Raw genomic sequence first — 19,454 nt, forward strand, 5'->3', positions numbered from 1 at the left:
GCCACACGGACATTCGCACAGACAACTTCACGGATCGTTGGAAGGAAGACCATGCAAGACATCCTGGAACAGCTGGAGAAAAAGCGCGAGCAGGCCCGCCAGGGCGGCGGCGCGAAGCGCATCGAGGCGCAGCACAAGAAGGGCAAGCTCACCGCGCGCGAGCGCATCGAACTGCTGCTGGACGACGGCACCTTCGAGGAATGGGACATGTTCGTCGAGCACCGATGCACGGACTTCGGGATGCAGGACCAGAAGATCCCCGGCGACGGCGTGGTGACGGGCTACGGCATGATCAATGGCCGGCTGGTGTTCGTCTTCAGCCAGGACTTCACCGTGTTCGGCGGCGCGCTGTCGGAGGCGCATGCCGAGAAGATCTGCAAGATCATGGACCAGGCCATGAAGGTCGGTGCCCCGGTGATCGGCCTGAACGATTCGGGCGGCGCGCGCATCCAGGAAGGCGTGGCGTCCCTGGGCGGCTATGCGGACGTGTTCCAGAAGAACGTGATGGCCTCGGGCGTGATCCCGCAGATCAGCATGGTGATGGGCCCCTGCGCGGGCGGCGCCGTCTATTCGCCCGCCATGACGGACTTCATCTTCATGGTGAAGGATTCGAGCTACATGTTCGTCACCGGCCCCGAGGTGGTCAAGACCGTGACGCACGAGGAGGTCACGGCGGAGGAACTGGGCGGCGCCGTCACCCACACCACGCGCAGCGGCGTGGCCGACATGGCCTTCGAGAACGACGTGGAGGCGCTCATGATGCTGCGGCGCCTGTACAACTACCTGCCGCTCAACAACCGCGAGAAGCCCCCGGTGCGCAGGAGCACCGATCCGGCCGACCGCAAGGACCTGAGCCTGGACACCCTGGTGCCCGAGAACCCCAACAAGCCCTACGACATGAAGGAGCTGATCGCCAAGACGGTGGACGACGGCGACTTCTTCGAGCTGCAGCCCGACTACGCGCGCAACATCGTCGTCGGCTTCGGCCGCATGGACGGGCAGGTGGTGGGCATCGTGGCGAACCAGCCGCTGGTGCTGGCGGGCTGCCTGGACATCAAGTCCAGCATCAAGGCCGCACGCTTCGTGCGCTTCTGCGATGCCTTCAACATCCCCATCGTGACCTACGTGGACGTGCCCGGCTTCATGCCCGGCACCAGCCAGGAGTACGGCGGCATCATCAAGCATGGCGCCAAGCTGCTGTACGCGTATGCCGAGGCCACCGTGCCCAAGATCACCGTGATCACGCGCAAGGCCTACGGCGGCGCCTACGACGTGATGGCCTCCAAGCACCTGCGCGGCGACGTGAACCTGGCCTGGCCCAACGCGGAGATCGCGGTGATGGGCGCCAAGGGCGCCGTGGAGATCATCTTCCGCGAGGACAAGAACGACCCCGCCAAGCTGGCCGCGCGCGAGGCCGAGTACAAGGCCCGCTTCGCCAACCCCTTCGTGGCAGGTAGCCGGGGTTTCATCGACGATGTGATCCTGCCGCACGAGACGAGGAAGCGCATCTGCCGCAGCCTGGTGATGCTGCAGAACAAGAAGATCGAGAACCCGTGGCGCAAGCACGGGAACATTCCGCTGTAATTTGCCGGACGATGAACCGATTCGCGACGCTGCCGTGTTCGACCGATTTTTGAAGGCTTTGCAGAAGGGCGCGAGCGCGCTCGGGCAGCGCGATCCGTCGCGGCCTGCTTCGCTGGCGTTGGAACTTCAAGCCACGTTCTGTGCATCCGTCGGTGATGGTCCTGCGCTCGAGCGGATGGACGCGACCTGGCTTGCAAACGTCGTTCAGTTCAGCACATGTCTTGGCCGTCGGGGATGGAGGGTCGAAGGCCCGCGGCGCGCTCCAGGAGTGTCGCCAGATGCGCTGGCGCTCCTCGAGCAGCAAATGGGATGCGCGCTTCCATTGCAGTTGCGGTGGGTGCTCTCGCGCTCTTCAGAATGGACTTTCGGCTGGTCATCCTCACCCGTCGATAGCTTGCCTCGCGACCTGGCGTTCTGCTATAGCGGAGGCATAAGAGGGGCCATCTGGACCACTCAAGGGCTGACCGAATTACCTGAGCGCATGGCGGGCTGGGTGAACCAGCATGTGGACTCTGACGACCACGTACCGGAGGAGGCGATTGCGCGCTACCGGGATTTTTGGAACAGTCATGTACCCTTTATGGAGCTCTCCAATGGAGACCTGCTCACTCTGGATACGCGCAATGACGATCCGGCTTTTCAGCCAGTGCGGTATTTCAGTCATGAGCAGGACCGGCTTCACGGAGACGTTTTGGCGGTGAACCTTTTCAGTTTCATCGGTGCCTGGGTATCCCTCGGTTGCGTGGGCGATGGTGCTTCACAGTGGCTGCCGTTGTTGCGCGGCATCGGCGAAATGCGCTGGGAATTCGACGTGGAAGGGGCCGCTGCGACCCAATGGACTTCATGGCTGCAAACCCAGCCGCGAGAAGCGCAGCCCGGTGAACGGCCACCTCGTGTTGCGGCGCGTACCGAAAGTGACTATGCGCTTCTGTTTGGCGCCCGGGACAATGATCTGCGTGCGGTGGCTACCGCCTTGGAGCAGGGCGCCAGCGCCGATTGCGAAGAACTGAATGACCATCTCTTTCCTGACAGCTACGCCGGTGCAGGAAAGGACATGACCGCTGTGCGCATGGCCGCGCAACATAACAATCTTGAGATGCTGGAGGTCCTCCTGGCGCATGGCGCCTCTCTCTCCACGCATGAGTTGCCACTTTCCCATTTGATCTTCTCGGCGGGGGAACCTCGCACGGCCAATCCGGTGACCTTGTTGTGGCTGATCGAGCATGGTGCCAGGATCGACCCCTGGCCCGGGACATATGGCAGCGCCCTCCATCAGTTGTATGGCAACCCCCGGTTCAAGGAGGATGACTATTGGCGACTGCTGCGCGCGATGATTGCCCGCGGATGCGACGTGGACGTTGGTTGGGGTCATCTCACTTCCGAGTTGACGACCACCTTGCTGATGCGAGCCAAGCATCGCACGCAGGAAGTACTGCTGAAGGCTGGCGCGGATGTGATGCGTCGCACGCTGAACGGTCAGACCGCAATGCATCGGGTGAGGACTGCCGAATCGGTGTCGCTGCTGAAAGCCCATGGCCTGGATGTCAACGACTTATCCAGGCCACCTCGTGGCAGAGATGCCGTGCGGCCGCTGCACACGATAAGAACCAGTCCCGAAGAGGCGCCCCAGGTGATGGAGCGGTTGCTGGCTGAGGGGGCAGATCCCAGGCTGCTGGACGGTGACGGCCTGAACGCATGGTGGCATTGCCCAGGGGCCGAGGCAGCCGCCGTGCTGGAGAAAGTACTTGCCTTCGACCCACTGGTGCGTGATGCCCAAGGCGGGACACTGCTGCACAAGCACCTCCACGATCATCGACGGCTTGTCGACATGGCGCTGTTCAATTTCTGGTGCAGCAGAGGACTGGATGTGAACGCGCAGGACGCGCGGGGCAACACGGCGCTGCATCTGCTGGCGAGGTGGCTGGTGCATGCCAACGACGTACCCAGCGTGAAGGCACTGCTGGAGGCGGGTGCGCGCACAGACCTGCGTAATCGTGACGGCAAGATACCCAAGGATCTCCTGGATACCGAAGCCCGTGGCCCTTGGGGGACGCTCTTTGAAGAAATGGGGTAAACCATGAGCTTGCCCCGTTCATCCATGTATGTACGCCTGCACCGTGACAGTGCGAGTGGCCGCGGTCGTGATGAGAATTCGCCAGCCGGCCAATCAAGGGATCGAAAAGCCGAGAAAGAACAACGGAGCCATCGAAATGTTCACCAAAATCCTCATCGCCAGCCGCGGCGGAGTCGCCTGTCGCATGATCGCCACCTACGCTGTGAGTCGCCCCGGCGCGAAGCCATGCACGGCCGCTCGGACGAACCTTCCGGGAGCACGATGAAAACCGTCTGGATCGTCGATGGCGCCTACCTCTTCAACTACGGCAAGAGCAGGCCCTTCGACTACCTCAAGCTGAAGAACGAGATCACCCGGCTGAACGGCGGGCCGATCCGCGAGAGCTACTACCTGAACTCCGTGAGCGACCCCGCCACGGATGCGCAGAACGCGTTCCATTCGTGGATCAAGACCGCGCCGCCCCATGGGCCGAAGTTCCGCGTGCAGCTCTACAAGCTCAAGAGGATGCACATGAACTGCGCGGCATGCGGCCATTCGTCCGAGCGGTGGGTCCAGAAGGGTGTGGACGTGGGCATCGCCACGCTGATCATCAAGCTCGCCGCGCAGAACGTGTACGACCGCCTGATCCTTTCCGCGGGAGACGGCGATTTCGAGGACGCGATCTCCTACGTGAAGTCCGAACTGCACAAGGAGGTGTGGGTGTCGGGCTCCGCGGCCAACCTGTCTCCGGACCTGCAGTCGTATTCGGACAACGTCCTCTGGATGGAGGACATGAGCCCGACCATCGACCGGACCTCCTGACCGCCTGCCCGGCACCTGCTCCACGTCCGCCCGCAACAACATTTTCGACGCACCATGTTCACCAAAATCCTCATTGCCAACCGCGGCGAGATCGCCTGCCGCGTCATCGCCACCGCCCGCCGCATGGGCATCGCCACGGTGGCCGTGTATTCCGATGCCGACAAGGATGCCCGCCATGTGAGGCTGGCCGACGAGGCCGTGCACATCGGCGCGGCGCCCTCGCGCGAGTCCTACCTGCTGGCGGACCGCATCATCGCGGCCGCGAAGCAGACGGGCGCGCAGGCGATCCACCCGGGCTATGGATTCCTGTCGGAGAACGAGGCCTTCGCGCAGCGCTGCGAGGACGAAGGCATCGCCTTCATCGGCCCGAAGGCGCATTCGATCGCGGCCATGGGCGACAAGATCGCGTCCAAGAAGCTGGCCAACGAGGCGAAGGTCAACACCATCCCGGGCTGGAACGACGCCATCGAGTCGGCAGAACGCGCGGTGGAGATCGCGCGCGACATCGGCTACCCGGTGATGATCAAGGCCTCGGCCGGCGGCGGCGGCAAGGGCCTGCGCGTGGCCTACAACGACAAGGAGGCGCTCGAAGGCTTCACCGCCTGCCAGAACGAGGCCCGCAACAGCTTCGGCGACGACCGCATCTTCATCGAGAAGTTCGTGCAGCAGCCGCGCCACATCGAGATCCAGGTGCTGGGCGACGCGCATGGCAACGTGATCTACCTGAACGAGCGCGAATGCTCGATCCAGCGCCGCCACCAGAAGGTGATCGAGGAGGCGCCGTCGCCCTTCATCAGCGATGCGACGCGCAAGGCCATGGGCGAGCAGGCCGTGGCGCTGGCGAAGGCCGTGAAGTACCAGAGCGCCGGCACGGTGGAGTTCGTGGTCGGCAAGGACCAGGACTTCTACTTCCTGGAGATGAACACCCGCCTGCAGGTGGAGCACCCGGTGACGGAGTGCATCACGGGGCTGGACCTGGTGGAGCTGATGATCCGCGTGGCGGCCGGCGAGGCGCTGCCCCTGGCTCAGCAGGACGTGAAGCGCGACGGCTGGGCCATCGAGTGCCGCATCAATGCCGAAGACCCGTTCCGCAACTTCCTGCCCTCCACCGGGCGGCTGGTGCGCTTCCAGCCGCCGCTGGAGAGCATGTTCCAGGCCGATACCGAGAAGAAGCTGGGCGTGCGCGTGGACACGGGCGTCTATGAAGGCGGCGAGATCCCGATGTTCTACGACTCGATGATCGCCAAGCTCATCGTGCACGGCACGGACCGGGAGGACGCGATCCACAAGATGCGCGCGGCCCTGAACGGCTTCGTGATCCGCGGCATCAGCAGCAACATCCCGTTCCAGGCGGCGCTGCTGGCGCACCCGGATTTCGTGTCCGGCGCGTTCAACACTGGCTTCATCGCCGAACACTATGCGCAGGGCTTCCATTCCGAAGACGTGCCGCACGACGATCCGCTCTTCCTGGTGGCGTTGGCCGCCTACATGCACCGCCGCTACCGCGCGCGCGCGAGCGGCATCAGCGGGCAACTTTCGGGGCACGAGGTGAAGGTGGGCGAGCAGTTCGTGGTGGTGGTGCTGGGTGCCGGGGGCGAGCACGTGCACCACGAGGTGTCTGTGACCGACTTCCAGGATCCGTCCGGCGGCAGCAGCGTGCGCGTGGGCGGCAAGGACTACCAGATCGGCAGCGCCGCCACGCTGGGCCAGATCCGCGTGCAGGGCCAGTGCAACGGCGTGGGCTTCACCGCCCAGGTGGAGCGGGGCGCGGGCAAGAACCCGCTGGCGCTGCGCATCGCGCACAACGGTACCCAGATCGAGGCCATGGTGCTGTCGCCGGCGGGCGCGCGGCTGCACCGGCTCATGCCCTACAAGGCGCCGCCGGACCTGTCGCGCTTCCTGCTCTCGCCCATGCCCGGCCTGCTGGTGGACGTGGCCGTGCAGGAGGGCCAGAAGGTGCAGGCCGGCGAGAAGCTGGCGGTGATCGAGGCCATGAAGATGGAGAACATCCTGTTCGCCGCGCAGGATGGCGTGGTGGGCAAGGTGGTGGCCACCCGGGGCGCGTCGCTCGCCGTGGACGACGTCATCCTCGAGTTCCGGTGAGGACGGCGACGTCCGCCGCCGCGGGGCCGGGGTGGCGCCTGCCCGGGGCGCGCCTGCCGCTGGCCCTGGCTGGCGCGGTGCTGCTGGCCGATGGCCTTTGGCTCATGGCGCTGCGCCAGTTCAACCTGGGCGTGGCGCTGCCGGCGGTCTGCGGTGCCGTGCTGCTGGTGCTGGCGCTGCGCTGGGGACAGGCGGCCCGCTGGCGCCGCGGGCACCGGGGCCGCATGCTGGCGTGGCGCATGGCCTGGTGCGCGGTCGGCCTGTGGATGCTGTCGGTAGCGTGGTTCTGGGTTTGGTTGCGGGACTACGGCGTGCCGCCGGCCGAGGTGCCGCCCGTGCAGGCGATCGTGGTGCTGGGCGCCGGCACGCTGGACGGTCAGCCGCGGCCCACGCTGGCCGCCCGTCTGGACACGGCCGCCGAGCTGGCGCGCCGGCAGCCGCAGGCGCTCGTCGCCGTGTGCGGCGGCATCGACCTGGGCGAGACCGAGAGCGAGGCCGCGATCATGGCCCGCTACCTGCGCGAGCGCCACGGCATCGCGCCCGGACGGATCGTGCAGGAGCGCGAAAGCACCAGCACGGAACTGAATATCGCGCTCAGCCGCCCCCTGCTGCAGGCGCGCGGGGTGGCCTCGGCGGCGCCCACGGCCATCGTCACGAGCGACTTCCATCTCATGCGCGCCACGCGCATCGCGCGCCGCCAGGGGTTGGCCGGCGTGGTGCCGGTCGGCGCCCCGACGCCGATCACCACGCGCTACAACGCCTGGCTGCGCGAATATTTCGCCATGCTCAGCAGCTGGGCGCTACGCGAGATCTGAACCCACCACGGCCCCGCCAGGGCCGGCTTTTTCCCAGGAGCTTCTTCATGACTTCCGACACCCGCCCCTTCAAGGTCCTCGGCATCCAGCAGATCGCCATCGGCGGCACCGACAAGCAGCGGCTGAAGACGCTCTGGGTGGACATGCTGGGCCTGCAGCAGACCGGGACGTTCCGCAGCGAGCGCGAGAACGTGGACGAGGACATCCTCTCGATGGGGCAGGGCGCCCATGCCGTGGAGGTGGACCTGATGCAGCCGCTCGACATCGAGCGCAAGCCCGCCGTGCACGCCACGCCGCTGAACCACGTGGGCCTGTGGATCGACGACCTGCCGCGTGCCGTGGAATGGCTCACGGCGCGGGGCGTGCGCTTCGCGCCGGGCGGCATCCGCAAGGGAGCGGCGGGCCACGACATCACGTTCCTGCATCCCCGGGGCAACGGGGAGTTCCCCATCGCGGGCGAAGGCGTGCTGATCGAACTGGTGCAGGCGCCGCCGGACGTGATCGCCGCGCTGGGCTGACGACCGCGCCTGTGCCGCCATGCAGGGCGGCAGTTGCTGGCGCTGCGTTGCGTTGCGCGCTTGGCGGACGTGGTGCCGGTCAGGTGGCGGGCCGGCCGCGCGGCGGGCGCACGTAGGCGCCGCTGGTGTGCAGGTGCTGCTCCGCGTGGCCGATGGCCCGTGCCGCCGGGGCGCCCGCGCGGCTGGCGAGCAGCTCCACCAGGGCCTCGGCCAGCGCGAGGCCTGCGGCCACCGAGGGGAAGAACGAGGGGCTGTGGATGCTGAAAAGCAGCGTCTGCTGCGCCAGCAGCGAGAGCGGGGAGGCGAGGCTGTCGGTCAGCGCCACGATGCGCGCACCCGCGTCGCGCGCGGCTTCCGCCACCTGCAGCGCCTCGTGGGAATAAGGCGAGAAGCTCGCCACCACCAGCACGTCGCCCTTGCCCATGGCGCGCTGCTGCATTTCCAGCATGCCGCCCTGGCCGTCGAGCAGGTGCACGTCCGGGCGGAACAGGCGGTACTGGTACACCAGGCTGAAGGCGATGGGGTAGCTGGCCCGGAAGCCGGCCACGTGCACGGCCTTCGCCTTCTCGATCAGCGCGCAGGCCTTGTCCAGCCGCGCGCCGCTCTGGGCCTGGGTGGCCTCCAGGTTGCGCCGCTGCACCCCGAACATTTCCTCCGTCAGCCCGCCGGGTTCGCCGGCCCGGGCCACGAGGTGCTGCGCCCGCGCGCCGTAGGCATCGCCGCCCAGCCCCAGGTCGGCCGCGAAGGCGGCCTTGAGGGCCGGCCAGCCGTCGAATCCCACCTGCTGCGCGAAGCGCACCAGCGTGGGCGGCGTGGCGCCGGACTGCACGCCGACATGGCGCATGGACGAGGTCACCACCTCGGCCGGATGGTCGAGCAGGTAGCGCGCGATGTCCTGCAGCGCGGGGCTGAGTTCGGGATAGCGCTGGCGGATGTGTTCCTGGATGGACGGGGGCATGGACGGAGGCGTGGGGCGAGGGCGGGGCGGATGCGGCGACTGTACCGAAACGGCAGGTGCTCCACATGTTCTGAAAATCATGTTTGACGAAACGAATGTTCCAAATCACAATGCATGGAACATTTGATCCGTGAACATTGAAGATGACACATGTATTCCACCGACACCTGCATCAAACGCCACCCGTCGCCGTTGCCGCGCAGGGCCTGACCATCGTGGACGCCGAAGGCCGTCGCTACCTCGATGCCTCCGGCGGTGCCGCCGTGTCCTCGCTGGGCCACGGGCATCCGGACGTGATCGCCGCCATGCACGCGCAGATCGACCGGCTCGCCTACGCCCATACCAGCTTCTTCACCACCGCGGTGGCCGAGGAACTGGCGGACGTGCTGGTGGCCGGGGCGCCGGCCGGCATGGAACACGTGTACCTGGTCAGCGGCGGATCGGAAGCCGTGGAGGCGGCGCTCAAGATGGCGCGCCAGTATTTCGTGGAGATCGGCCAGCCGCAGCGCACGCATTTCATCGCGCGGCGCCAGAGCTACCATGGCAACACGCTGGGCGCGCTGGCCGTGGGCGGCAATGCCTGGCGGCGGGAGCCTTTCGCGCCCCTGCTGGCGCCTGCCACCCACGTGTCGGCCTGCTACCCCTACCGCGAGCAGCGCGCGCAGGAAACGCCGGAGCAGTACGGCCAGCGCCTGGCGGACGAGCTGGAGGCCGCCATCCTCGCGCAGGGGGCGGACCGCGTGATCGCCTTCGTGGCCGAGACGGTCGGCGGCGCCACGGCCGGCGTGCTCACGCCCGTGCCCGGCTACCTGCGCGCGGTGCGTGCGGTGTGCGACCGCCATGGTGTGCTGCTGATCCTCGACGAGGTCATGTGCGGCATGGGACGCACCGGCACGCTCCATGCCTGCGAGCAGGAGGGCGTGGTACCCGACCTCGTCACCGTGGCCAAGGGCCTGGGCGGTGGCTACCAGCCGGTGGGTGCGGTGCTGGCGCAAAAGCGCATCGTCGAGGCGATGTCGGCCGGGAGCGGCTACTTCCAGCACGGCCATACCTACCTGGGCCATCCGGTGGCCTGCGCGGCGGCGCTGGCCGTGCAGCGCGTGATCCAGCGCGACGGCCTGCTCGCCAAGGTGCGGGACGACGGCGTGTTCTTCGGGGAGGCGCTGCGGCAGGCGCTCGGCAGCCACGCCCACGTGGGCGACATCCGCGGGCGCGGTTTCTTCTGGGGCGTCGAGCTGGTGCAGGACCGGGGCAGCAAGACGCCGTTCGATCCGGCGCGCAAGGTGCACGCCGGCACCAAGAAAGAGGCGATGGCCCGCGGGCTCCTGTGCTACCCCATGGGCGGCACGGTGGACGGGCGCATGGGCGACCACGTGCTGCTGGCGCCGCCCTTCATCGCCTCGCGCGCGGAACTGCAGGACATCGCCGGCCGCCTGGCCGACGCGGTGGACGCCGCCACCTCCGCCGCCTGATGGCCCACCGTTTCCATCGTTTCCGCAAGGAGTCCTCCCATGTCCCGTTCCCGTCGCGCCATGCTGGCGCTCGCCGCCGCATGCGCGCTCGCTGCCCAGGCCCCTGCGCAGGAGGCCGCCTCCACCCTCCGCAAGATCAAGGACACCGGCGCCATCACGCTGGGCCACCGCGAGTCGTCCTTCGGCTTTTCGTACAACGCCGGCACGGGCTCGCCCGTGGGCTACAGCATCGACATCTGCATGAAGATCGTGGATGCGATCAAAACCGAGCTCCAGCTGCCGAAGCTGGACATCCGCTACCAGCTCGTCACTTCGCAGAACCGAATTCCCCTGGTGGCGGGCGGCACCGTCGACATCGAGTGCGGCTCCACCACCAACCTGGTGGAGCGGCAGAAGCTCGTGGCGTTCTCGCCGGACATCTTCCGATACAACGTGCGCATGCTGGTGCGCGCCGATTCGGGCATCCGCAGCGTCGCGGACCTGCAGGGCAAGACGGTGGTGGCCACCAGCGGCACCACGTCGCTGCGACTGCTGCGAGAGGCCGACAAGGGCCGCAACCTCGACATCCAGCAGATGGCCGGCAAGGACCATGCCGATTCGTTCCTGCTGCTCGAGAGCGGGCGCGCGCAGGCCTTCATCCTCGACGACATCCTGCTGGCCGGGCTGGTCGCCACGTCGCGCAACCCGAAGGATTTCCTCATCACCGGCGAGCCGCTGCGCACGGAGAACCAGTCGCTCATGTTCCGCAAGGACGATCCGGCCTTCAAGGCCCTGGTGGACCGCGTGGTGACTGGCATGATGCAATCCGGCGAGATGGAGCGGCTCTACCGGAAGTGGTTCATGTCGCCCATTCCGCCGCGGGGCGTGAACATCGGCTATCCGCTCAATGCCGAGACCCGGGACGCCTTCGCCCACCCCTCCGACAAAGGACTCTGAGTTTCCCATGCCCCGCATCGCCCTGATCCACGCCCTGGCCCATTCAGTGGCCCCCATCAACGGCGCCTTCGAACGCGACTGGCCGCAGGCCGTGCGCATGAACCTGCTGGACGACAGCCTTTCTGCCGATCTCGCGGCCGGGGGAGGGGGGCTCGACGGCGCCATGCACGAGCGGTTCGCGCGCCTGGCGCGCTACGCGGTGGACACAGGGGCCGAGGGCATTCTGTTCACCTGCTCGGCCTTCGGCCCCTGCATCGACGCGGTGGCGCGCACGCATGCACCCATGCCCGTGCTGCGACCCAACGAGGCCATGATCGGCGAGGCCATGCAGGGCGCGGGGCCGCTGGGGCTGATCGCCACCTTCGCGCCCACGCTGCGCTCCATGCCGGCGGAGTTCCCGCCCGGTACCGTGCTCGAGACGGCGCTTGCCGAAGGCGCGCTCGACGCGCTGAATGCCGGGGACGGCCCCGCCCACGATGCGCTCATCGCCCGCCAGGCCCGCGCGCTGGCGGAACGTGGATGCACCCGCATCGCCCTGGCCCAGTTCAGCATGGCCCGCGCACGCGATGCCTGCGAGCGGGCCACGGGCCTGCCGGTGCTGACGACGGTGGACAGCGCCGTGCGCAGGCTCCGCGGCTTGTTGGGGGCCTGAAAGCGGCGCCCCGTGTGGCGCCAATTGTGGTGATTTCCGGCAACCGCTGTGCGCCCTGGCCTGGCGGTTGGCGACAGATGGCAGCGTGATCGGCACCGATGGCAAGGTTGCCGAACAGCGGTTTTCCAAGTCCCGTCAAAAGGCCGGTTTCTGGCGGCATCCTGCTGCCAAAGTCCGTTGAAAATAACAGCCGTTCTTCCACCCGCAGAATGGACGGGTTTTTGGTGGCAAAGGCTTGGCACGCGGCCCCGTTCTCTTCCAGAATCCAGCCGAAACGCCCAGCGTGCACCTTGTGTCGTACCCACTGCCATGACTGCCACTCTTTCCGATACCCGCCCCGAAGCCCCCGCCATTCCCGTGCAATTGCACCGCCCCGCACGCGCTCCCGCTGCCGCGGCGGGCACGTGGAGCGTGCAGGCCGTGCAGGAACTGCTGGACCTGCCGTTCATGGACCTGCTCTGGCGCGCCCAGTCCGTGCACCGCGAGCACTGGCCCGCGGGCGACGTGGAACTGGCCACGCTGCTGTCGGTGAAGACCGGCGGCTGCCCCGAGAACTGCGGCTATTGCCCGCAGTCCGCCGAGTTCGACACGGGCGTGAAGGCGCAGAAGCTCATGAGCGTGGACGAGGTGACCACCGCCGCCCGCGCCGCACGTGACGCCGGCGCCACGCGCTTTTGCATGGGCGCCGCCTGGCGCGCGCCCAAGGACCGCGACATCGAGAAGGTGGGCGAGCTGATCGCCGCCGTGAAGGGGCTGGGAATGCAGACCTGCGCCACCCTGGGCATGCTGGAGCCGCACCAGGCCCAGGCGCTCAAGGGTGCGGGCCTGGACTACTACAACCACAACCTGGACACCGCGCCCGAGTACTACACCGACGTGGTGAGCACCCGCGCCTACCAGGACCGGCTCGACACCCTGCGCCATGTGCGCGAGGCCGGCATCAGCGTCTGCTGCGGGGGCATCATCGGCATGGGGGAGGCGCCGGTGCACCGCGCGGGCTTGATCGCCCAGCTCGCCAACCTGGACCCGTACCCGGAATCCGTGCCCATCAACAGCCTGGTGCGCGTGCCCGGCACGCCGCTGGCCGACAGCGACCCGGTCGATCCGCTGGATTTCGTGCGGGTGATCGCGGTGGCGCGCATCACCATGCCGCGTGCGCGCGTGCGCCTCTCGGCGGGCCGCCAGCAGATGGGCGATGCCGTGCAGGCGCTGTGCTTCCTGGCCGGGGCCAATTCGATCTTCTACGGCGACAAGCTGCTGGTGACCGGCAACCCCGACGTGGAGGCCGACGTGCAACTGCTCGCCAGACTGGGGATGAACGGCCGCCAGGTCGCCTCCACCGAGCCCCACGACCTGCACCACCACGCCGCCTGAGGACGGGACGGCGATCACCGCCCGCCGCGCGGGGCCTCGTACCCGAGCATCTTCATGGCCTGCGTGATGGAGACCGCCGCCTTGTCGTAGCCCTCCCAGGGGGCGTTGCCTGCGCGGAGCCGGTCTTCCACGGTGGACACGGTCCATTCGGTGCTGCTCGACAGCGCGCCCAGCTCATCCCAGCGCAACGGCACGGAAATGCCCAGGCCGGGCCGGGCGCGTGCGGACCACGCGCTCACCGTGGTGGCGCCGAAGCCGTTGCGCAGGTAATCCACGAAGATTTTCCCCACGCGGTTGCGCGGCCCGCTCTTGGCCACGAACAGCTGCGGGATGGTGCGCGCCATGTGCTGCACCACTGCCTGCGAAAAGCCCTTCACCGTGTCCCAGCCGTGCAGGCGCTTGATGGGCACGACCACGTGCAGCCCCTTGCCTCCGCTGGTCTTGAGAAAGCCCGGCAGGCCCAGTTCCGTGAGCATCACGCGCATCAGCGTGGCGGCCTCCTGCACCTTGTCCCAGGGCACGCCTTCGCCGGGGTCGAGGTCGAAGGCCATCCGGTCGGGCCGGTCGATGCGGTCGCTGCGGGCGTTCCAGCTGTGGAACTCGATGGTGTTCATCTGGGCCCAGGCTGGCAGGCCTTCGGGCCCCGCGATCTCGGCCAGGGGCGAATGGCCGGGGTCCAGCGCCGGGTCCAGCGTGCGCACGCCATCCACCGATCCGTGCTCCGGGTGCTTCTGGAAGAAGAGCTCCCCGCCCACGCCTTCCGGAGCCCGCACGACCGAGACGGGGCGCTGGCGCAGGTGTTCCATCATCAGCGGTGCGACCAGCGCGTAGTAGCGCACCAGGTCCAGCTTGGTGGTCCCGCTCGCGGCATCGATCACCCGGTCGCCGTGGGTCACGCGCAGCGAGGAGGGCGGGGCGGCAGAGGAAGGAGCGGATGCGGTTCGGCGGGAGGTCATGCTGGTGCGGGCCCTGGAGGGCGTGGCGTCGGACGAAGCTCGGCGTGGGGCCGCTGGCGGGGTGGAGGGCGGGGCCGCCACCGCGGCGGCCGGTGCGGGTGTCTCGCGCACGATCTCGCGCGGAGGCTTGTCCTCGCGCAGGCCGCGAAAGACCGCCTGTCGGACATGGCGCGTCTGCGTCCAGCCCGCGAAGGCCACCTCCGCGAGCAGTTGCGGTTGCACCCAGTGGGCCTTGCGGCCCACTTGCGTGCCTTCGGCGAAGGGGCTGCGATCGGCAGCCAGCGAGCGCAGCCGTGCGTGCAGCGTCGCCAGGGTGCGCTCGCTGAAGCCGGAGCCCACGTTGCCCGCATAGTGCAGTTGCCCATCGTCGCCGTGCACGCCGAGCAGCAGCGAGCCGAGGCCGGTGCGCGTGCCCTGCGGGTCCGTATAGCCGCCGATCACGAACTCCTGCCGCTGTCCACACTTGAGCTTGATCCAGTCGGCCGACCTGCCGGACGCGTAGGCGGCCGACACGCGCTTGCCGATGACGCCCTCGAAGCCGAGCCGGCAGGCGGAGGCGATCAACTCGCCGGGCGATGCCTCGAACGCGTAGCTGAAGCGCACCGTGTCGCTGCCGGCCTCGGCCACGAGCGTGCGCAGTGCCTCCCTGCGCTCTGCCAGCGGCAGGCCCCGCAGGTCGTGGCCATTGAGGAAGGGCAGGTCGAACACGTAGAAGACCAGGCCGCTGCGGTCCACCGCGCCGCCGTCCGCGGTGCCCGCCGCGCTGCGTCCGGGCCGGCGTCCGCTCTCGAAGGCGTTCTGCAGCGCCTGGAAGTCCGGAATGCCATGCCGGTCGGGCACCACGATCTCGCCGTCGATCCAGCCGGACTCCACCGGCAGGGCGCGCACGGCGCGCGCCAGCCCGGGCATGCGGTGGGTCCAGTCGTTGCCGTTGCGGGTGATGAGGCGCGCCTCGCCGCCTTCGATGCGCGCGAGGATGCGGTAGCCGTCGAACTTGAGCTCGAACATCCATTCGGCCAGGTCGGTGGGCGGGCCGTCCACCAGCGTGGCCAGTTGTGGCGCCAGCGCCGCGGGCAGGGCTGCCTTCTTCGGCCGCGAGGAGACACCGGCCCGGACAGTCCGGCCTGCGGCCGTCCCCGAGGACGGCGCGGACGCCGCAGCCTTGCCGCGGGTGGCCGTCCGGCGGGTGCCGGATGGGGCGGGGCCGGGCGCCTGCCTGCCGTGTGCGGGCGTGGGCACGGGCACGGGCAGCGACTTCACGCTGTCCGGCATCGCGTCCACCACGCTGTACTCGACGGCGTCGCGTTCCAGCCCGTCGCGCTCCTTGATGAGCAGCCACGGCGGCTGGCGCTCGTTGCCCCGGCCGTGCATGCGCACCAGCGTCCACCGGCCCTGGAGCTTGTGGCCGTGCAATTCGAACTTGAGCTTGCCCGCGCGCCAGGCCCGGGCGGGGTCTTCCAGCGGCAACCAGTAGCCCTTGTCCCAGATGATGACGCGGCCCGCTCCGTACTGCCGCGCAGGGATCTGGCCTTCGAAGCGGTTGTAGGCGACCGGGTGGTCCTCCACCTGCACGGCCATGCGCTTGTCCCTGGGGTCGAAGCTCGGGCCCTTGGGCACCGCCCAGCTCTTCATGGTGCCGTCGATTTCCAGCCGGAAGTCGTAATGCAGGCGGCTCGCCCAGTGCTTCTGCACCACGAAGCGCAGCGCGCCGCGCGGCAGGGCATCGCCCGGCTCCGCTCCGGGCTCGGGGGTGCTGCGGAAATCCCGCTTGCGGGCATAGTCCGCGAGGGCGTCCGGCGCCGCCCTGGGCGGCGTTTTCTGCAGCGCTTTTTGCGGTGCGTCCTGCGCAGTGCCGGAGGTGGTGGAGCGTCGTGCCATGGCGTACGGGCTCAGGCTGCCTTGCGGCCCGCCGGGGCGCCTTTCGCGGAGGATCTGGCGGTCGCGCGCTTCGCGGAGGCCTTGGCCTTGCCCTTCGCGCCGCCGGCCGACGTGGCGCGTGTCTTGGCAGTCTTGGCCGACGCGTTGGGCAGGTGCCGCACGCTCGAGGTTTTACGCCCCTTCGCGCCATCTTCCACCTCGTCCTCTCCTTGCTCCTTCTTTCCATCCGCACCGGTGGCGGCCTTGCGCCGCCCGCCTTCGAGGCTGCGGCGCAGCAGGGCCGTGAGGTCCACCACGTCCGCGCCGCCTGCCTCCGACGGTGCCTCCAGCGGCTCGACCTCGGCGATGTCACCGGCCTGGGCGCGTGCTTCCACCAGCTTCATGATCTCTTCGGAGAACGAGTTGCGGAACTGGTCCGCATCCCAGCCCTGTGTCATGTCGTCGATCAGCTGCCGCGCCATGCGCATCTCTGCATCCTTGAGCCCGACGGCCTTGCCACCGGCCGGGGGCAGGTTCAGTTCCTGGAAGGAGCGTATCTCGCCGCCCCAGCGCAGCAGGTTGAGCACCAGCGCCCGACCGCAGGGAATGAGCACCGCCAGGTGCTGCTTGGTCTGGATCACCACCTTGCCCACGCCCGCGCGGTGGCTCGCCTTGAGCGCCTCGCGCAGCAAGGCATACACCTTTTCGCCGCGGGGTAGCGGTGCCGTGTAGTAGGGCCGTTCCAGATAGACGAACGGTATCTCGTCGGCATCCAGGAATGCCTCGATCTCGATGGTCTGGGTGGTCTTGGGATAGGCCTGCGCGATCTCTTCGGGCGTGAGCACCACGTAGCGGCCGTCTTCGTACTCCACGCCCTTGACGATGTTCTCCGCCGTGATTTCCTTGCCCGTCTTCTTGTTGATGCGCTTGTAGCCGACCGGATCCATGCTGCGCTTGTCGAGCCAGTCGAAGTCGATGCCGCTGTCCCGCGTGGCGGAATACAGGCCCACGGGCACATGGACCAAGCCGAAGCTGATCGCGCCCTTCCACAGCGCACGGGTGGACGTGGGGGCCTGCCCTCCGGGCGCCTTGTCGGCCCTGGCGGCCCGCGAGGGCGCGGCAGGAGCGGGGGCTGTGCGGGAGCGGGAGGTTCGGGTTGTCTTCTCGGCCATGGCGGACTCTCCTGGGCGAAGCGGCGGCGACATGCCGGCGCCCGCGGGTGCGGACCACGTTAGCCCTGCCGCGGCACCGGGGCTGTAGGACGCGCGCCGGCCGCGGCGCCGGTGGCGGCAGGCGATCGCATGCCATGTGCAACACCGCCGCTGGCCCGGCATGCGGGCGCGCCCGGGATCAGCTCTCGCCGCTGTCCGATGGCGCGCTGGCCCCCGTACCGGTCGCGGGGCTGGGCGGCGCCGATGCCACGATGTGGTGATCGCTCTGCAGCATGGGCACGAAGCCCAACTGGCCCTTCATGCGCCGGAACGGCGTGGAGAACTTCTCCAGCGTGATGGCCGTGATCTTGTCGAAGAACGCGCTGTTGGAGCCGGTGGTGGAATACACCGACTCCTTCTGGTTCCAGCGCACGCGCCAGTGCGTGCGCGATTTCTGGATGCCGACGCGGATGTGCTCGTCCAGGCAGTGCCCGTCGGCGCGGAAGAACAGCGTCAGGCCGAAATAGAAAAAGCCGTCATCGCCCACCTGCAGGCGCGGCCAGAGGGAGGTACGCTCGTCGGCGATGCGCTCCAGCCGCTCGTCCAGCGCGTGGAACTCCACGTCGCCGGAGCGCCCGCCCAGGTGGGCGATGAACTCCACGCGCAGGCGCTGCGCCAGGACGACGCACTCGTCCTTGTACTGCTCGAAATCCTTGCACCAGGCGATGGCCTTCGCCTGCAGGTCCTGGAAGTTGGTGGTCATGGGAGAGTCCTTTCGGCGGGAAGCAGGGTCCGCCATGGCGACGGCCGGCCTTTATTTCCGGTCCCGCACCGCTACTGGAGGAATCCGGTTGCCTTGCCCGTCCATCGTCTCCATCCACGGCAATACGGCATGTGGGTGCGAGTTCGTGTCGGACTGTAGGTAAAGGACTACTCGACCCCTCGTCAAGTGCGCGTTTGATTTGCGCTACGACGCGCAAGTGACAGTGTAGGAAATACACTCCTTTTGTATAATTTTCAATAATATGTAACTTTATGTGAGGGGATTCCGAGTGCCGAGATATTGCATTGAGCGGCCCGTCGCACCATGACGGGCGATCTCGCACTCCGGATGATGGCCGACCTGTTCTGGACCGGCCTGCTCGTCTGCCTTCCCATCCTCGGGCTGACGCTGCTCGTGGGCCTGCTCATCAGCATCCTGCAGGTGGTGACGCAGGTGCAGGAAATGTCGCTGACGTTCGTGCCCAAGCTGCTCGTCGCGGGTGGCGTCATGGTGCTCTTCGGCCCCTGGATGCTCCGCAAGCTGGGTCAGTTCGCGACCCAGCTCTGGACGAACATTCCCGCGATGTTCTGAGGCTCCGGCATGAGTTCCCTGCTTTCCCTGCCTGCCCAGGCTCTGGGCAGTACCGGTGCCTTCGGCCTCTGGGGGCCGTTTTTCCTGCCGTCGCTGCGTGTCGCGGTGGTGCTGGCCATGACGCCCGTGCTCTATGCGATGCCGGTGCCCAACCGGGTGCGCCTGCTGGTGGTGATGGCGCTGTCCTGGGTGCTGGCCCAGGCGCTGGCCCCGTCCGCGCCGCCGCCGCCGGCCGGCATGGGTAACTTGCTGCAAATGGCCATGGCCGAGCTGGCGCTGGGCGCCACGATGGCGCTCGGAGTACTGCTGGCATTTGCCGCCTTCTCGCTGGCGGGCAACCTGCTGGATGTACAGATCGGGTTCGGCATCGCCCAGGTATTCGATCCCGTCGGCAACCGCGCGGCGCCGCTGCTGGTGTCGGCATTCAACTACGTGGCCGTGATCGGTTTCATGGCAGCGGACGGCCACCATCTGCTGTTGCGCGCGCTGGCCTATAGCTTCGATGTGTTTCCACCCGGCGGGGGCTGGCAGCCCGCGGACATGGCGGCACCGGTGTTCCGGCAGGCCAGCGGGCTGTTCTTGCTGGGGTTCGCGCTGGCCGCGCCGGTGGTGTTCTGCATCCTGCTGGTGGAGTTCGCGCTGGGCCTGATCTCGCGCAACCTGCCGCAGATCAACATGCTCGTGCTCGGCATTCCCGTGAAGATCGTGGTGGGCCTGGCGGTGCTGTCCCTGTGGTTCGCCGGGATGGGCGGCGCGATGCAGCGCGTGTACGCCAGTATCTACGCCATGTGGGAGGCGATGTTCCTGCAGGCGGCCGCGCACGCGCCACTGCCCGGAAGCCGGTAGGGG

Annotated in this window: 16 protein-coding genes; 12 read left to right on the forward strand and 4 right to left on the reverse strand. The window is 68.0% G+C overall.

What is annotated here, in order from left to right; translation table 11 throughout:
- Positions 1 to 51: 51 nt before the first annotated feature.
- The 6 genes from T336_RS0111375 (at position 52) to T336_RS0111410 (ending at position 7,895) form a co-directional block, all read left to right on the forward strand.
- Positions 52 to 1,584, forward strand: a complete 1,533-nt coding sequence (locus T336_RS0111375; RefSeq protein WP_019700682.1) for an acyl-CoA carboxylase subunit beta — start codon at positions 52 to 54, stop codon at positions 1,582 to 1,584.
- 34 nt (positions 1,585 to 1,618) lie between these two features.
- A complete protein-coding gene (locus T336_RS26635; protein WP_156957839.1) occupies positions 1,619 to 3,658 on the forward strand; it encodes an SMI1/KNR4 family protein in 2,040 nt (679 codons plus the stop codon).
- 261 nt (positions 3,659 to 3,919) lie between these two features.
- The gene (locus T336_RS0111395; protein ID WP_019700680.1) at positions 3,920 to 4,459 is read left to right on the forward strand and encodes an NYN domain-containing protein; all 540 of its coding nucleotides are present in this window, start codon (positions 3,920 to 3,922) and stop codon (positions 4,457 to 4,459) included.
- A 54-nt stretch (positions 4,460 to 4,513) separates the two neighbouring features.
- On the forward strand, positions 4,514 to 6,562 hold the full coding sequence (locus T336_RS0111400; RefSeq protein ID WP_026432632.1) for an acetyl-CoA carboxylase biotin carboxylase subunit: 2,049 nt from the start codon (positions 4,514 to 4,516) through the stop codon (positions 6,560 to 6,562).
- Positions 6,559 to 7,377 (forward strand): YdcF family protein, encoded by an 819-nt coding sequence (locus tag T336_RS0111405; RefSeq protein WP_026432633.1) that lies wholly within the window; start codon positions 6,559 to 6,561, stop codon positions 7,375 to 7,377. Before T336_RS0111400 ends, T336_RS0111405 begins: the two co-directional genes overlap by 4 nt.
- Positions 7,378 to 7,424: 47 nt before the next feature.
- Complete coding sequence (locus tag T336_RS0111410; RefSeq protein ID WP_026432634.1) at positions 7,425 to 7,895, forward strand: VOC family protein; 471 nt, start codon at positions 7,425 to 7,427, stop codon at positions 7,893 to 7,895.
- Between the two features lie 79 nt (positions 7,896 to 7,974).
- Here the strand turns inward: T336_RS0111410 and T336_RS0111415 are convergent, their stop codons facing one another.
- Complete coding sequence (locus tag T336_RS0111415) at positions 7,975 to 8,853, reverse strand: MurR/RpiR family transcriptional regulator (RefSeq protein ID WP_026432635.1); 879 nt, start codon at positions 8,851 to 8,853, stop codon at positions 7,975 to 7,977.
- A gap of 143 nt (positions 8,854 to 8,996) precedes the next feature.
- Here T336_RS0111415 and T336_RS0111420 point away from each other — a divergent pair, with 143 nt between their 5' ends.
- The 4 genes from T336_RS0111420 to bioB all read left to right on the forward strand — a co-directional run bounded on the left by T336_RS0111420 (position 8,997) and on the right by bioB (position 13,287).
- The gene (locus T336_RS0111420) at positions 8,997 to 10,325 is read left to right on the forward strand and encodes an aspartate aminotransferase family protein (RefSeq protein WP_026432636.1); all 1,329 of its coding nucleotides are present in this window, start codon (positions 8,997 to 8,999) and stop codon (positions 10,323 to 10,325) included.
- Between the two features lie 39 nt (positions 10,326 to 10,364).
- A complete protein-coding gene (locus T336_RS0111425; RefSeq protein ID WP_026432637.1) occupies positions 10,365 to 11,261 on the forward strand; it encodes an amino acid ABC transporter substrate-binding protein in 897 nt (298 codons plus the stop codon).
- A 7-nt stretch (positions 11,262 to 11,268) separates the two neighbouring features.
- Positions 11,269 to 11,913: an aspartate/glutamate racemase family protein gene (locus T336_RS0111430; protein ID WP_019703276.1), complete on the forward strand. Its 645-nt coding sequence runs from the start codon at positions 11,269 to 11,271 to the stop codon at positions 11,911 to 11,913.
- 309 nt (positions 11,914 to 12,222) lie between these two features.
- A complete protein-coding gene (gene bioB, locus T336_RS25050) occupies positions 12,223 to 13,287 on the forward strand; it encodes a biotin synthase BioB (RefSeq protein ID WP_035225760.1) in 1,065 nt (354 codons plus the stop codon).
- A 14-nt stretch (positions 13,288 to 13,301) separates the two neighbouring features.
- Here bioB and ligD read toward each other — a convergent pair whose 3' ends face one another.
- The 3 genes from ligD to T336_RS0111450 form a co-directional block, all read right to left on the reverse strand.
- Positions 13,302 to 16,121, reverse strand: coding sequence for a DNA ligase D (gene ligD, locus T336_RS0111440; RefSeq protein WP_026432638.1), 2,820 nt, complete (start codon positions 16,119 to 16,121; stop codon positions 13,302 to 13,304).
- 11 nt (positions 16,122 to 16,132) lie between these two features.
- Positions 16,133 to 17,272, reverse strand: coding sequence for a non-homologous end joining protein Ku (ku, locus tag T336_RS0111445; protein ID WP_026432639.1), 1,140 nt, complete (start codon positions 17,270 to 17,272; stop codon positions 16,133 to 16,135).
- Positions 17,273 to 17,450: 178 nt separating this feature from the next.
- Complete coding sequence (locus T336_RS0111450; protein WP_026432640.1) at positions 17,451 to 18,014, reverse strand: hypothetical protein; 564 nt, start codon at positions 18,012 to 18,014, stop codon at positions 17,451 to 17,453.
- 324 nt (positions 18,015 to 18,338) lie between these two features.
- Between T336_RS0111450 and T336_RS0111455 the strand changes: the two genes are divergently transcribed.
- Positions 18,339 to 18,605 (forward strand): flagellar biosynthetic protein FliQ, encoded by a 267-nt coding sequence (locus T336_RS0111455; RefSeq protein WP_026432641.1) that lies wholly within the window; start codon positions 18,339 to 18,341, stop codon positions 18,603 to 18,605.
- 9 nt (positions 18,606 to 18,614) lie between these two features.
- A complete protein-coding gene (gene fliR, locus T336_RS25055) occupies positions 18,615 to 19,451 on the forward strand; it encodes a flagellar biosynthetic protein FliR (protein ID WP_084151408.1) in 837 nt (278 codons plus the stop codon).
- Positions 19,452 to 19,454 lie beyond the last annotated feature (3 nt).

The sequence above is a fragment of the Paracidovorax oryzae ATCC 19882 genome (genome assembly GCF_000687165.1).
In the GTDB taxonomy this organism is placed as follows: Bacteria; Pseudomonadota; Gammaproteobacteria; order Burkholderiales; family Burkholderiaceae_C; genus Paracidovorax; species Paracidovorax oryzae.

Excerpts from the sequence above, each read along its gene's own strand:
- T336_RS0111375 (WP_019700682.1), top strand. The coding sequence starts at position 52 with ATGCAAGACATCCTGGAACAGCTGGAGAAAAAGCGCGAGCAGGCCCGC.
- T336_RS0111395 (WP_019700680.1), top strand. The coding sequence starts at position 3,920 with ATGAAAACCGTCTGGATCGTCGATGGCGCCTACCTCTTCAACTACGGC.
- T336_RS0111400 (WP_026432632.1), top strand. The coding sequence starts at position 4,514 with ATGTTCACCAAAATCCTCATTGCCAACCGCGGCGAGATCGCCTGCCGC.
- T336_RS0111410 (WP_026432634.1), top strand. The coding sequence starts at position 7,425 with ATGACTTCCGACACCCGCCCCTTCAAGGTCCTCGGCATCCAGCAGATC.
- T336_RS0111415 (WP_026432635.1), bottom strand. The coding sequence starts at position 8,853 with ATGCCCCCGTCCATCCAGGAACACATCCGCCAGCGCTATCCCGAACTC.
- T336_RS0111420 (WP_026432636.1), top strand. The coding sequence starts at position 8,997 with ATGACACATGTATTCCACCGACACCTGCATCAAACGCCACCCGTCGCC.
- T336_RS0111425 (WP_026432637.1), top strand. The coding sequence starts at position 10,365 with ATGTCCCGTTCCCGTCGCGCCATGCTGGCGCTCGCCGCCGCATGCGCG.
- T336_RS0111430 (WP_019703276.1), top strand. The coding sequence starts at position 11,269 with ATGCCCCGCATCGCCCTGATCCACGCCCTGGCCCATTCAGTGGCCCCC.
- bioB (WP_035225760.1), top strand. The coding sequence starts at position 12,223 with ATGACTGCCACTCTTTCCGATACCCGCCCCGAAGCCCCCGCCATTCCC.
- ligD (WP_026432638.1), bottom strand. The coding sequence starts at position 16,121 with ATGGCACGACGCTCCACCACCTCCGGCACTGCGCAGGACGCACCGCAA.
- ku (WP_026432639.1), bottom strand. The coding sequence starts at position 17,272 with ATGGCCGAGAAGACAACCCGAACCTCCCGCTCCCGCACAGCCCCCGCT.
- T336_RS0111450 (WP_026432640.1), bottom strand. The coding sequence starts at position 18,014 with ATGACCACCAACTTCCAGGACCTGCAGGCGAAGGCCATCGCCTGGTGC.
- T336_RS0111455 (WP_026432641.1), top strand. The coding sequence starts at position 18,339 with ATGACGGGCGATCTCGCACTCCGGATGATGGCCGACCTGTTCTGGACC.
- fliR (WP_084151408.1), top strand. The coding sequence starts at position 18,615 with ATGAGTTCCCTGCTTTCCCTGCCTGCCCAGGCTCTGGGCAGTACCGGT.